This is a genomic window from Azospirillum sp. B21, from assembly GCF_008364825.1.
Taxonomy (GTDB): domain Bacteria; phylum Pseudomonadota; class Alphaproteobacteria; order Azospirillales; family Azospirillaceae; genus Azospirillum.
Genome location: NZ_VTTO01000005.1, coordinates 234,092 through 247,835 on the forward strand (window position 1 = coordinate 234,092; position 13,744 = coordinate 247,835).

13 protein-coding genes are annotated in these 13,744 nt (G+C 62.7%); 2 read left to right on the plus strand and 11 right to left on the minus strand.

Annotated features, from left to right (window positions below):
- Position 1 precedes the first annotated feature (1 nt).
- The 9 genes from FZ983_RS14540 to FZ983_RS14580 all read right to left on the minus strand — a co-directional run bounded on the left by FZ983_RS14540 (position 2) and on the right by FZ983_RS14580 (position 10,228).
- Positions 2-514 carry a hypothetical protein gene (locus FZ983_RS14540; protein WP_149224229.1) on the minus strand — a complete coding sequence of 171 codons (513 nt, stop codon included), beginning with the start codon at positions 512-514 and terminating at the stop codon, positions 2-4.
- The gene (locus FZ983_RS14545) at positions 511-2,754 is read right to left on the minus strand and encodes an ATP-binding protein (RefSeq protein WP_149224230.1); all 2,244 of its coding nucleotides are present in this window, start codon (positions 2,752-2,754) and stop codon (positions 511-513) included. Before FZ983_RS14545 ends, FZ983_RS14540 begins: the two co-directional genes overlap by 4 nt.
- Before the next feature lie 574 nt (positions 2,755-3,328).
- A complete protein-coding gene (locus FZ983_RS14550) occupies positions 3,329-3,913 on the minus strand; it encodes a gamma carbonic anhydrase family protein (protein WP_149224231.1) in 585 nt (194 codons plus the stop codon).
- 25 nt (positions 3,914-3,938) lie between these two features.
- The gene (locus tag FZ983_RS14555) at positions 3,939-5,177 is read right to left on the minus strand and encodes a CaiB/BaiF CoA-transferase family protein (RefSeq protein ID WP_149224232.1); all 1,239 of its coding nucleotides are present in this window, start codon (positions 5,175-5,177) and stop codon (positions 3,939-3,941) included.
- Entirely contained in the window at positions 5,170-6,117 is a 948-nt protein-coding gene (locus FZ983_RS14560; RefSeq protein ID WP_149224233.1) for a hydroxymethylglutaryl-CoA lyase, read from the minus strand. The genes FZ983_RS14555 and FZ983_RS14560 overlap by 8 nt, the downstream gene beginning before the upstream one ends.
- A gap of 87 nt (positions 6,118-6,204) precedes the next feature.
- A complete protein-coding gene (locus FZ983_RS14565; RefSeq protein WP_149224234.1) occupies positions 6,205-7,488 on the minus strand; it encodes a TRAP transporter large permease subunit in 1,284 nt (427 codons plus the stop codon).
- Complete coding sequence (locus FZ983_RS14570) at positions 7,488-8,063, minus strand: TRAP transporter small permease (protein WP_149224235.1); 576 nt, start codon at positions 8,061-8,063, stop codon at positions 7,488-7,490. The genes FZ983_RS14565 and FZ983_RS14570 overlap by 1 nt, the downstream gene beginning before the upstream one ends.
- A 14-nt stretch (positions 8,064-8,077) precedes the next feature.
- Positions 8,078-9,115: a TRAP transporter substrate-binding protein DctP gene (gene dctP / locus FZ983_RS14575; protein ID WP_211102908.1), complete on the minus strand. Its 1,038-nt coding sequence runs from the start codon at positions 9,113-9,115 to the stop codon at positions 8,078-8,080.
- A gap of 159 nt (positions 9,116-9,274) precedes the next feature.
- Positions 9,275-10,228, minus strand: a complete 954-nt coding sequence (locus tag FZ983_RS14580) for a LysR substrate-binding domain-containing protein (RefSeq protein ID WP_149224236.1) — start codon at positions 10,226-10,228, stop codon at positions 9,275-9,277.
- A gap of 202 nt (positions 10,229-10,430) precedes the next feature.
- Here FZ983_RS14580 and FZ983_RS14585 point away from each other — a divergent pair, with 202 nt between their 5' ends.
- Positions 10,431-10,973, plus strand: a complete 543-nt coding sequence (locus FZ983_RS14585) for a hypothetical protein (protein ID WP_149224237.1) — start codon at positions 10,431-10,433, stop codon at positions 10,971-10,973.
- A gap of 272 nt (positions 10,974-11,245) precedes the next feature.
- Here FZ983_RS14585 and FZ983_RS14595 read toward each other — a convergent pair whose 3' ends face one another.
- Positions 11,246-11,671 carry a PAS domain S-box protein gene (locus FZ983_RS14595; protein ID WP_149224239.1) on the minus strand — a complete coding sequence of 142 codons (426 nt, stop codon included), beginning with the start codon at positions 11,669-11,671 and terminating at the stop codon, positions 11,246-11,248.
- Between the two features lie 36 nt (positions 11,672-11,707).
- Positions 11,708-12,703, minus strand: a complete 996-nt coding sequence (locus FZ983_RS14600; protein ID WP_149224240.1) for a PDR/VanB family oxidoreductase — start codon at positions 12,701-12,703, stop codon at positions 11,708-11,710.
- Positions 12,704-12,902: 199 nt separating this feature from the next.
- Here FZ983_RS14600 and FZ983_RS14605 point away from each other — a divergent pair, with 199 nt between their 5' ends.
- Entirely contained in the window at positions 12,903-13,538 is a 636-nt protein-coding gene (locus tag FZ983_RS14605; protein WP_149224241.1) for an SH3 domain-containing protein, read from the plus strand.
- Positions 13,539-13,744 lie beyond the last annotated feature (206 nt).

The following is a 13,744-nucleotide window of genomic DNA, read 5'->3' on the forward strand; positions in this document are numbered from 1 at the left end:
CTCATTTGGGAAGTCGCAGTCTTGAGACTACCTCATGAATAAATGCTGCCGTCTTTGGTGGTTTTGGCCAAATATTGTACTGACCAATCTGTGCAGCGATTTCCGGTGGCACTCGATCGGCATAGGCAGTCAGAAAGAATGTTCCCGCAAAGTCCTTGCCTTTACACTCATCAAACAGAGTATTTCCAACTAGCGTAAGCCCGGATTTTCCCGGACGCATCAAATCAAAAATGAGAACGCATCTTTCGGGCGTATCTACATTGCTAACAATTCCATGGAAATCATCTCTTGTTCGCGAGATCCTGTAAATGACTCGTATCCCACGTTGGGCCACGGTGATGGTCATACTGGAGCCGTCTGGAGCAATGACATTTGCTTCAGGGGCGTCTTCTAGGCCGATGTAGCGGTCGCACAGAATGTCAAATATTGTACGCCGCAGAGGGCGGATATTGGCCGGCTCATCATCGAAATGAAGAATGGTATAATCCGTGTATTCTTTAGAATTTGTCATCATCGCGCTTTCAATAGACGTGGAATGGGAATGGTGAAGCAGGTGCGCCAACTACCATCAGATTGCTCTATGGAATCGACTTCAATTTCACGCGTGGGGTCATGGGCCGTCAGGATCATGGCCGAGACGGACAGGCCCAATCCGGTGCCGGGACGGCGAGAATCGGGAGCCATTCCACTGCTTTCCCTGTGAAACAACTGGAAAATCGTCTGGCGCTTGTCCTTTGGGATGGGAACGCCAAGGTTAATCACACGAATGCGCCATTGATCTTGGCTGGCACCGATTTCTATATTTATGGTTCTGTCACGGAATGAATATTTGATGGCATTGTCAATTATATTAAAAAGCAAAATATATATCAGATCACGATCAGCCCAACCAGTTGATAGATCAGGAGAAATTTTTTTCTCAAAACTAATTCTACATCCGCGATCACTTGCTTCCGGCATAAGGCAGTTGATGGCCTCATCCAGCACACGTTCAATATCAAAAAATGTGATTTTCAGAGTGTTAGAGTTCAAGTTATCCAAAAGCAATCGAGTCTCATCGATGAAGACCGCTGTCTTCTGCACAAATAATGTTGCCCAATCCAAAGATTCGCTGAATTCCCGATCATGCACCAATACCTCATACAGCCTGTCCGGGCCTTTGCTTCGATAGCGATGGTAAATACGTCGGATCGCGTCGAGATTGGTGACCACGCCGGTCAGACCAGACCTCAATGCGTGTCTGGTCTCCGTCAAATCCTTGATCATCTTGCGATAACGCAACCGATCTCCAATCAGGCTACCGAATTCGCGGCAAAGATATCCTAGGATGGTTTTTCTATATTTTAGAATATCGTTTGTCGAAATTCCAATGACGAGCTTGTTTCCTCCGCTCTCCAGATGTGCGAGAGGTATGACATAGGCATTGCCATTTCCTACTGTGATGATGGCTTCACTGTTTTTTGCGTCGATTCTGGGAACGGCACTATCTACCGCGTCTCTGAAGGACTCATCGGACAGATGAAGAAGGTTGCCGCTCCCGACGACCGCAGAGAACGTGGAGCATGGTGCGATCTGTCTGACGAGCTTTTCCAAGCTGAAAAAAACGTTCAGAACATCCTTTCCGGTATCGATGATCGCTGTGGAATTGGATTCGATAATCTCGATTTCATCCGCAACCAGCTTTTGTGCCTCAAGCATTTCAAGGCGAGGCAGCGCTTCCGCCAGCATATTGGCGATGCCACTCACAAAATTTTCGTCTTGATTGCTGAATGAGGAATAAAAGTGGCCGCTGCTGTTTTTTCCGATCACCTCGATTACGCAGGCAACCCCTTCAATTCTCTTGGCATTTTCACCACACCAACTTTCCACCAGAACCGGCACTGCCATGGCAGCGTTTGGCGAAAGCCGTCCAGAAACAAAGTTGGAATTTGCCGTCTGGATTGCCGGGGCCTCTCCCGCCCCCCGCCGGATTGCGTGTTTCCTTTCCACCACATTCTGGATCAGTTTTTGCGAAGATTGGAGTTCGCTTCCTCGAGCGCGGCTTTCCGCTTTGATGATTTCCTGTCTGTGGTCGCATCGAGTGTAGGTGATGGAACTGTATTGCGCCCAGCATCCCTTCCGCACCGCCTCCGCCATGATCTGCAAGGCACGTTCGACCGAATCGATTGCCATCAGCTCCGCGCCGATTTCTTTCTGGCGATTCCATATTCGGTACTCACGGCTGCGTCTGATCTGATCGGCCAAGGCCCTGGTCGCAAGAGGCAGAACCACTGCATTATCCTCTCCGATGGGAAAGGCGTTTGCCGCCACCACCTGAATACAGCCGATATCCTCGCCATCGTGTCCCGCCAATGCGTGGAACGACTCATCCCCTTCGAGCGGACCAACCTCCTTGCTTATGGCTTGCAGAGGCCCGCTTTGCAATCTGTGTGAAATTGTTCGCTTGGCCAGGGCATCAATGGACTCGCACTGGCCGCCGGGTGGCAGCACCGCGAAAACACCACCAAAATGAAACTGTGATCTGGTGAATTTCTCACTGACACCATCAGGTTTCAGTTTGACGATCTGATCGAGGCGCAATTCGTTTCGCCCCTCATTTGCATCCAGCAACCAGAGGCAAACCCATACATTATGCTCGCCGAACAGAGAGCCAATAATTTCCATGAATCTCGCACGGTCCTCATAGTGCTTGTCCATGGAATAGGGGCGACACAGAAGTTCAACCAACATCTTTAAATGATCGATTCCGGCCATTTATTCTTCCTAAGGTTGATTCTATCTTCTATATGGCTGCCACCGATGTCGCATGTTCTTCTTAATCCATCTTATCATAACTGCAAGGTGCCACCACCTTGTTTTACGGTTGCATATGCAGCAGATTTCTATTTGAACGCTAAGGGATTTTTTGGGTGGATTTCGTCAGAGGGGCCGTCCCACGGCCACCTGCCGGAATAGTGCGACAACGTTGATCGAATTGTGAATGCTCAGGCTTTGTTCCCGATTCCGGCATACGTTCGGCCTGCCCGTCCTGGCGCATCATCGAACCTGGAACTCAAAAGGTTACGCACGCCGTCATGAGCTCGGCAAGGCAGGGCTCACCCATAGCGTTGCGATGGATTCGAAGCGCACCCTTCGTCACTCAGAGCGCCGAGAAGAAACTCGATCTGGTGCCCGAAGGCCGTTGATCCACCTGCCCTGCAGGCCGGCCCCGTTCTGTGTGCCAACAGGGCGGTGATGGCAGATCCAAAGCATGGCTGACGGGCGATGCCGGACGCATCAACCATCGGTGCGGCGATTTGCTGCCAATCAGCCCCGCTTCCGGTCAGCCTCACCCGCGACCCGAAGCGGTCTGCGCAAGCCCGGCATAGTGCCGGACGTCGAAGGCGATGAACTCGACCTCTGCGTCGGTGACATCGCGCAGATGCTTGGCCGGGCTGCCGGCCCAGAGCTGGCGGGCGGGGATGCGCTTGCGTGGGGTCAGGACGGCGCCCGCGGCCAGCATGGCGCCGCTTTCCACGACGGCCCCGTCCAGCACGATGGAGCCGATGCCGATCAGGCAGCCGTCCGCCAGCGTGCAGCCATGCATCCGCACGCCATGGCCGATCACGACGTCGGCGCCGATGACGGTGGGATACTCGTTCAGCATGACATGGATGATGGTGCCGTCCTGGATGTTGGTGCGCGGCCCCACCGTGATGCTGTGGTCGTCGCCGCGCAGGACGCAGCCATACCAGACGCTGGCCTCCGCCCCGATGGTCACGTCACCCACAACCACCGCGCCGGGGGCGATGTAGGCGTCGGCGGCGACGCGCGGCCACACCCCCTTGAAGGGCTGGATGATGGCGCCGGGATGGCGGGCCAGCAGGGCCTCACCGGTCTCAAAAGCCGTTTCTGTCGCGCTCTCGGAGGTCATTGCTTCTTTCCCTTTTTTGTGCCGGTCAGGAGGCGAGCCGTTCCTCCCCCGCCTCTGCCTTCGGTCCATCGGCCGGATCGGCCACCACCCCGGCGGCGAGCAGCCGCTCGATCTCCGCCTGACTATAGCCCAGTTCGGCCAGCAGCGCCGCGCTCTGCGCGCCGACCGGCGGCAGCGCCATGCGCGGGCCCAGACGCTGCCCGTCCAACGTCAGCGGCAGCAGCGGCACGCGCGTCTCTCCGCCGGTCTCGGTGGTGATGGAGGCGAGTCCGCCGCTCTGGTTCAGGTGGGGATCGTCGAACAGCTCCTCCGGCCGGTTGATCGGGGCATAGGGCAGGCCGTTGCGCTCGAAGAGTTCGGCGATCTCGGCCTTGCTGTAGGCGGCAAGGCGGCGGCGGATTTCGGGCAGCATCCAGTCGCGGGCGAGGCAGCGCTTGGTGTTGCCGTCCAGCCTGGGATCGGCCAGCAGGTCGTCGAAGCCGAATGCGGTGCAGAAGGTCCGCCATTGCACGTCGCTGACCGCGCCCAGGAAGATCTGCTCGCCGTCCTTCACCTCGAAGGTGTCGTAGATGCTGAAGGCGGCGATACGCTCGGGGAAGGGGGGCGGGGCTTCGCCGGTCACGGCGAACTGCTGCATGTGCTGGGCCGACAGCAGGACGCAGGTCTCATACAGGCCGGATTGGATGTCCTGGCCGCGGCCGGTGGCCTCGCGGGTGCGTAGCGCCGCCATGATGCCGATCACGCCGAACATGCCGCCCATGATGTCGTTGACCGAGCTGCCGGCGCGGAGCGGCCGGCCGGTGGGGCCGGTCATGTAGGCGAGCCCGGCCATCATCTGCACCACCTCGTCCAGCGCCGTGCGCTTTTCATAGGGGCCGGGCAGGAAACCCTTCAGCGACAGGTTGATGATGCGCGGGTTGCGCGCGGCAAGGCTGGCGTAGTCGAGGCCGTAGCGCGCCATCAGGCCGGGGCGGAAATTCTCCATCACCACGTCGGCAGTGTCGACCAGCTTGTGGACGGCGGCCAGCCCGTCGGGGCTGTTCAGGTCGACGGCCAGAGACTTCTTGTTGCGGTTGAAGGTGCGGAAGAAGCCGGCGGCGGCCCCCGGCAGGCTGCGGGTCTTGTCGCCGGTCACCGGTTCCACCTTGATCACGTCGGCACCGAGATCGCCCAGGATCATGCCGCAGGTCGGCCCCATCACCATGTGGGAGAATTCGACGACGCGGATGCCGGATAGCGGGAGGGTGGTATTGCTGTCAGGCATGGACGGGACTCCGGTGGAAATGGCTTTGGTCGAAATGCTTGGGCAGGCCGGCGGCGGCGATCTTGCCGTGCAGCGGTTGGCCGGGAAGAAGGGTGGCGAGCAGGCGTTGCGCCTCGATCAGGGCGTCCAGGTCGATGCCGGTGTCGAAGCCCATCGACTCCAGCATGAAGACCAGATCCTCGGTCGCGACGTTGCCGCTGGCACCGGGGGCGTGTGGGCAGCCGCCCAGCCCGCCGAGCGAGGCGTCGAACTCGCGGATGCCGATGTCCAGCACGGCAAGACAATTGGCGAGGCCGAGGCCGCGGGTGTCGTGGAAATGGGCGCTTTGCAGCCGGTCGCCGGCGATGTCCTTGACCCGGCTGTAGAGGCGGCGGACCTGCGCCGGATTTGCGTATCCGACAGTATCGGCCAGCGTCACGCGGTCGGCCCCGGCCTCCAGGCAGGATTCGGCAAGGCGCACCACCTCGTCCTCCGGCACCTCGCCTTGGATGGTGCAGCCGAAAGCGGTGGAGATGCCGGCGTCGATGCGGGTCTTGTGGCCGCCCTCATCGCGGGCGCGGCAGACGCGGGCCAGTTCCTCCACCGACTCCTCGCGGGTTTTGCGGATGTTGGCGCGGCTGTGCGCCTCGCTGGCAGACAGCGGCAGGACGATGACGTCGGAACCGGCGGCGAGCGCCGCCGCGGCGCCCTTCAGGTTGGGGGCCAGCGTGTGAACGACGATGCCGGGCAACGCACGGGCGCCGGTCACCACCTCGGCCGCGTCGGCCATCTGGGGCAGCAGCCTGGGCGGAACGAATGAGGCGGCTTCGAAGCGGCGGACGCCGGCGCGGTGTTCGGCCTCCAGCCAGCGCAGCTTGTCGGCGGTGGGCACCACGCGGTCGAGAATCTGGAGCCCGTCGCGCAGGCCGACCTCGACGATGGTCACGGGGTCTTTCGTCATGGCAAGGGTCCTCCGTTCGGATGCGCTGGGAGGTTGCACATCCGGTGGAAACGGGAAGGGAAAGGCCGGAACGGTTTTAAAGAGCGGTCAGATGCCGAAGCCCGCAGCCTGCGGCAGCCAGAGCGACAGCGACGGAACCAGCCAGGTCACGAACAGGCCCGCCATCATCAGCAGCACATAGGGCAGGGCGCCGCGCGTCACCTCGGCAAGGGATGAGGTGGTTATGCCCTTGATGACGAACAGGTTCATGCCGACCGGCGGGGTGATCAGCGCCAGTTCCAGGTTGATCATCAGCATCACGCCGTACCAGATCGGGTTGATGCCCAGCGCGGTCATCACCGGCAGGATGATGGGGGTGGTGATCAGAATGATGGCGATGGTCTCCAGGAACATGCCCAGGATGAAGATCGCGAACATCACGGCCAGGATGAAGCCGCCCTGCGACAGCCCCAGCGCCGTCACCGTCTCCATGATCTGGGCCGGCAGGCGGATGATGGTGATGGCGTGGCCGAACATGCCGGCGGCGGCGATGATCATGAACAGCATGGCGCTGGTCCGCATCGTCTGCACGCCGCAATCCAGCAGGTCGGCGAAGGAAACGTTGCGGTAGACCAGCAGCGCCACCGCCAGCGCATAGACCGCACCGACCGCCGCCGCCTCGCCCGGCGTGAAGACGCCGAGATAGATGCCGCCCAGGATCAGCGGCGGCATCAGAACCGCCCAGATCGACTCGCGGAAGGCCGCAGCGACGGCGCCGAAGCCGGGCCAGGGCTGCGACCGCACGGCATCCTGCCGCTTGGCCTGGAGCCAGCTGTAGCCGGCGAACAGAACCGCCATCAGCAGGCCCGGAATGATCCCGGCCAGGAACAGGGCGCCGATGGACGCGTCGGTGACGATGGCGTAGAGGATCATCGGCCCCGACGGCGGGATCAGGATGCCCAGCGTGCCGCCGGCGGCGATCAGCCCGTAGGTGTCGCGCTGACGGTAGCCGTAGCGCTTCATCTGCGGGATGGAGATCGAGCCGATGGTCAGCGCGGTCGCCACCGAAGAACCGGAGATGGTCGAGAAGATGGTGCAGGACAGGATGGTGGCGAAGCTGAGCCCGCCCTTGATGTGCCCGACCAGCGTGTTCGACATCTCATAGAGGTCGTCGACCACCTTGGCCTTGATCATGATATGCGCCATCAGCGCGAACATGGGGATGGTGGCGAGCAGCGGGTTGTTCAGGCTGGAGAACACCGCGTCGGCCATGCCGTCGATGCTGCCCTCGAACAGGACCAGCACGCCGAGCGAGGTGAGGGAGAGTGCCGCGAAGATCGGCATGCCGCTGAACAGCAGGAGCAGCAGCAGGCCCAGGATCAGGAACGTCATCAGTGGCCTCCCCTCGTCTCATCCGTCCCGTCGCCCGCCAGAGCGGCCAGCAGCTTGGCGAAGGCGACGATCCCCAGCAGGGCGGCGCCGATGGGAAGCGTGGCCTGCGGGATCCACATCGGCAGCTCCAGTTGGCCCGGCGAGAAGGCGTCGAAGTCATAGGAGAACATGGCGGTGTGCCAGCCGGTGCGGGCCAGCAGCACGGCGACGACCAGCACCGCCAGATTGGACCAGGCATCCAGCCAGCGCCGGCCGCGCGGACCGACGAAGCCCATGATCAGATCGATGCGGATATGATGGCCGGTGCGCAGCGCCTCCGCCGCGCCGGCCATCACCATGGCGACGACCATGAAGCCGCAGGCCTCGTCCACACCCTCCAGGGGCTGGCCCACGACATAGCGGGCGAAGACACCGGCGGTGGTCAGGGCCAGAACAGCGACGATCAGCAGGATGCTGAGCGCGCCGCCGATGAGCGACAGGACCGACGCGGTGCCGGTCATCAGACGCAGGGCGCCGTGGGCCGCGCCCCTGCCGTTTGCAGGTGTCACGGTGTCGGGGGTGGACATGCTGCTCATGGCCGGTCCCCTCTTCACTGGAGCTTGTTGACGAGTTCCAGAAGCTTGCGGCCGTCGGCGCCGGTTTCGTCGGCGAAGCCCTCGGCGAAGGCGGGAGCCATGGCGGCCTTGAAGGCGGCATTCTCCTCCGGCGTCGCGATGTGGACCTTGACGCCCTTCGATTCCAGGTCCGCCGGCGCGCTGGCGGCCGCCTCCTGCGAGGCGTCGATCGCCCAGCCGGCGGCAAGGTCGCCGGCCTTCTTCAGGGCGGCCTTGTCCTTGTCGGTCAGCTTGTTGTACCAGCCGGGATTGACGTAGCCGTGCAGATAGGCGGCCAGCACCGGCACCACGGTCATGTGGTCCTGCACCTCGTAGTATTTGCGCGACCATGCGGCGGCCACGTCGGTGATGGCGGAGTCGATGACGCCGGTCGCCAGCGCCTGATAGACCTCGCTGCCGGGAATCGCCACCGGGGTGGCGCCCATCGCCTTCAGTCCGCGGTCGAATGCCGGACCCAACCCGCGCATCTTCTGTCCCTGGAAATCCGCCGGCTTCAGCAGCGGCTTGCCCTTGGAGGTGAAGACGCTGGTGTTGGTCTGGAACATCCAGGCGACGTTCTTGACACCCTTCTTCAGCAGGCGTTCCTCAAGGAAGGCGGCCGCTTCGGAGTCCGGCCATTTCTTCCACGCCTCGATCGAGGACATGGTGTAGGGGCCGACCGTGACGTTCATCAGCGGCAGAGTCTTGCCCCACTGGAAATTCAGCGAGAAGGCGCATTCGATGTCGCCCTTGGCGACGGCCAGGATGTTCTCGTTGGCCTTGATCAGGCTGTCGGAGCCGAACACCTGGACGTCCAGATTGCCATCGGACAGGGTCTTCACCTCCGCCGCCCAGCGATCGACGACCTTCGCGATGTGATGGGACGGCGGCAGCTGATGGCTGCAGCGCATCCGCGTCGCCGCCTCCGCATCCGTCGGCAGCACCGTCAGCGCCGTGGCCGAAGCGGCGGCGAGCAGCGCCAGCATCGGCTTCGCGCGGGTAAGACCATGGGCGGACGTCTTGATGATCGTCATGTCCTGCACCTCCCTCAGGTGGTTCGTTGCGGCGTTCCGGCGGCGGAGAAGCAGGCGCCGGAAGCCGGGCCCATTCAACTGCGGGCCTTCAGATTGTTTGTCTGCGAAACAGATCACCACGGGAGGGCAGGGTCGTAAAATATAAAGAAGTGAAACGAGCTATCTGGTTTCGAGATGGGTATCGCGCCACCGGCCGGGCCAGCGGCCGCTCGCCTGCGCCTCGTGCACCACATCGATCATCAGTCGCCGGGCTTCCATCACTGCGCGGGAGGCGGTCTTGATGCGCGAGGACACCAGATACAGGGTGCGTCCCATCGTCGGATTGACCACCGGCCGGGCCACCAGTTCACCGCGGGCGATCTCGTCACCGGCCAGCGCCGCCGACTGGATGGTCACGCCCAGCCCGGCGCTGACCGCCCGCTTCAACGGAATGGCCGATTCGATTTCCATATAGACCCTCGCGGCGATGGCATTGCGCACCTCGGCGTCGCTGGCCAGTGCCTGCAGCACGGCGGTGCGGCCGGGCATGATCAGCGGCAGGCGGAGGGCGTCGGCCAGATCGATGGGCCCCCTGTCGCCGAGCATCGCACGGGTGCCGAGGCAGACCAGTTCCTCGTCCAGCAGCGGCATGCCTTCCAGGCGGTCGTCGTTGGGGGGCACCAGGGTCAGGGCGATGTCGGCCTGACCGGACAGCATCCACTGGTGCATGATCTCGCTGTGCGCTTCGATGACGCGGAGCTTCACCTCCGTCAGGGTGGAGGCGACCCGGCGGATGAAGGGCAGGCCGATGGCCTCCATCGCGGTGTAGTTGAAGCCGACCATCACCGGCCCCACCACCGCCCGCGCTAGCGACAGCACGTCCAGTTCCGCCTGCTCCAGCGCGTGCAGCACGCCCCTGGCATGGGCGTGGAGCCGCTCCCCCGCTTCCGTCCGGCTGACGCCGCGCGGCTGCCGCACCAGAAGCTGGACGCCCAGATCCTCCTCCAGCGTCGCCACATGCTGGCTGATCGCCGACTGGGCGACGTTCAGAAACTCGCTGGCTTTGGAAAAGCTGCCCAGTTCACAGACGGCGACGAAATAGCGGAGGCGGCGGAAGTCCAGTTTGGTCGACATTCGGGCTTGTCCCAGGGTTGCCCGGCAAAGATGCGCCGGATTGGAAGGTCAGGTCCGACACGGGGGCTGCAATCCTATATAGAGCGGATGCGCGGCCTGCCAGCAATCGCGGGCCGCTCATGACTGAAGCGCTGCATTTCGGTTGACGCGGCTTGCAGCCGCCCACCACTGTGACTGGTCCGCACAGACGGAGAGCGCTTCGATGGTGATGTTGACCGAACAGTTTCTGATCGACTACCTGCTGATCACAGCCGGTCTGTTCACTGTCGCCAGCTGTGTGCTGGGAGGCGTGTTTCTCGGCACGGTCTACCGGCAACCGAACATGTGGATGCGCCTGCTGCTCTGGGGAGTGCCGGCAACTTTGCTCACCACCGCTCCCTGGTCGCTCCTTCTGCCGATGCAGACGGCGCTGCTGATCGGTGCGGCCACTGCAGCCGCGATGGTCGGCGGGCTGCTTCTGATGCCCTGCCGCAACGGCCGGCCAGCGCGGGGATGGCCCGGACTGGTCGCCGACGGTCTGTCCGGCATCGGCCGGACGATGTTGATGCTTGCACCGGCGGTCGTAATCGGGGGAGCCCCGGACTGGGTGCTGTGGCTATCGCTGACCGCCCTCGTTCCATCCCTCTATTGCGCAATCGTCCATATCCGCAACGTCGGTGGCTTGCTGGCCGAGGAGAGCACGGTGTGGGGCGGCACCCAGGGCGCCGTGCTGGCTGGCGTCCCGGCCCTCCTGATGGTGCTGTGACGCTGTGGCAATCCTCTGGTTGGACCCTTCCGCCTATGCCGTTGATAAAGCTCCCGATTCGCGTCTATTGGTCTACAATCCCCGTTCTTCGCCATCTGGGCCGCCGGCATGGCGACGCCGCCGGTCAACGCCAAGCTGCACCCGCGCGAACTGGTGCAGAGCCTGGAGGATTCCGTGGCGTCCACCATCTTCGTTTCATCGAAGCTGGCCGGCAGGTTGGAACAGGCGCTGACCGGGTCGCCGGCGGGGCGTAGGGTAGGGCAGGGCCTTTTTCAGCGTCCGGCCGCCTGCCGCCGCAGGGTCTTCAACTCGTCGAAGCGGGCCGATACGTCGCGCATGACCGACGCCATTCCCATCATCGCCCCGTCAGCGTCCTTCAGGGGCACGATGGTGAACTCGACGGAGATGCGGCTGCCGTCCTTGCGCAGCGCCGGCACCGACAGCAGATCGCCGCTGCCATAGCGGCTCACGCCCGTCCGCATCACCTCGTCATAGCCCTCCCAATGGCGTTGGCGCTGGCGTTCGGGGATGATGATGTCCAGCGACTGGCCGAGCGCCTCTTCGGCGGTGAAGCCGAACACACGCTCCGCTCCCGCGTTCCAGAACCGGATCAGGCCCTCCCGGTCGGAATAGACGATGGCCTCCGCCGGGCTGTTCAACAGCGCCAGCCCGAGCCGCTGCAGGTCTTCCTCGGTCATCATTCCTCCCAATGTCTTGTGGTGAACTGTCGGATATCAAACGTCCAACACCAATCTTGCGCTTCGGGCACGCGACACGCACAGCATCATCGTCTTGCCGGCAGCACGTTCGGCGTCGGACAGGACGCTGTCGCGGTGGTCGGGTTCACCCTCCAGCACAGCCGTCTCGCAGGTGCCGCAGATGCCCTGCTCGCAGGACGAATCGACCGCAACGCCCGCGGCATAGAGCGCTTCCAGAATGCTGGTCCCCGCCGCCACGGTGACGGTCACGCCGGAGCGGGCGCAAACCACGTCGAAGCCGTCGTCCGACGCAGCCTTGGGGGCGGTGTCCGCGCGCGGGGCGAACCACTCGAAGCGCACGTCTTGCATCGGCCGGGCGGCGGCGGCCACGGCTTCCATCAGCCGCTGCGGACCGCAGCAATAGATCAGGACATCTTCCGGGGTATCTGCAAGCAGCGCATCCACCGTCAGTTTCTTGCCTTCGTCGGCAGCATGGACCTCAACCCGGCCGTTGGCGCCTTGGGCGTCGGCCAAAGCGCGGAGTTCGCCGAGAAACGGCGCCACGGCTGCGCTGCGCACGCAATAGTGAAGAACCCAGTCGGCCTCCCGGCGCGCCGCCTCGCGGATCATCGGCAACAGCGGTGTGATGCCGATGCCCCCGGCGATGAACAGGTAGCGCGGCGCTTCGTCGAAGCGGAAAGTGTTGCGGGGCAGGGCGATGGTGATGTCGGTGCCCGGTTCCAGATCCCCGTGGACGAAGCGCGATCCCTGCCCGCCCGGTACGTTCAGAACGGCGATGCTATAGGCATGCCGATCCGCCGGATCGCCACACAGCGAATAGGACCGCACCGCCCCGTCCGGCAGATGGACGTCGATGTGGGCACCCGGTTCCGCTGGCGGCAGCAATTCGCCATCGGGATCGCGCAGTTCCACCAGCAGGACTTGCGGTGCAACCCTTTCCAGACGGTGCACGCGCAGCGTCCGTGTTGTCGGGGGAGAGCGCCGCGGCGTTTCCAGCTGTACACTGCTCATCGTCTTACCTGCCTCAGAGGTTAATCGGCCGGGATCGGTTATGAAGCCTGGTATGCCAGATCCCAGGCAGCAAGCCTAAAACCTCAAGTTAACTTCAGGTCAAGCGGAAATACCGGAAGGCCGTTCATGGATCATCCACCCGTTGCCGAGTGTTGTTCGCAAAACGGTGCCCACCAGCACCCCAGCGGGAGGAGCGGTCATGTCACGGGAAATTATGTTTGTCCTGGTTGCGGCACTCGGCTTGGCGGGAACGCCGATGGTTCCAGCGTTGGCCGCATCGGGTGATGTTCATGCAGTGGTGGGGGAGAAGGTGAACCTGCGCGCCGGCCCTTCCGACGACGCGGCGGTTCGCTCCACCATCGCGCGCGGGGACGAAGTCGTCGAGTTGAGGCGGGAGGGCAGTTGGCTGGGCGTCCGGGTGCTGCGCACCGGGGAGGAAGGGTGGCTGTTCGCCGATCTGGTCAAGCGGAACTCTGCCAGCACGCTGGGCGGCGGCGATGCGGCCCCGGCGCAGGCCGGCTTCGGACGGCTTTCGCCGGGCTTCGACGGACTGGTCGCAAACATCAGCGACAAGCTCGGCTACCGTTTCGCCGAAAAGGTTGAACAGTCCGGCAACGGGACCCTGCGCGTCGTGCCGACCCAGGAATGGCAGTACAACACCAGCCGCGACGGCAAGATGTTCGCGGCACTGGCCCTGTACCAGATGTGGAAGAACTACAACAATGGACGCCCGGTGACGATGACGCTGGGCTCCCAGGGCCCGACCGCCATCACCATCGCGGACGCCGCGAACGGCCCCGAACTGACCGGCCCGATGCTGAACCCGGCACGGTGACCGTGGGGGGCAGCGCTCGATTGAGCTCGACCGCTGCCCCCACAAAGAGACACATAAGTAAAATTATGGAAATGATGTTCAGGTGACAGGCTCACCTTCTGCCGGGTCTTGTCTCGCCCCGAACTTCACAATGCCATCTTTCAATTTCAGGCCGTGAACAGGCCCTGACGGAACATTCCCGCCGCACCGTGTTTGTCAGCAGGTAC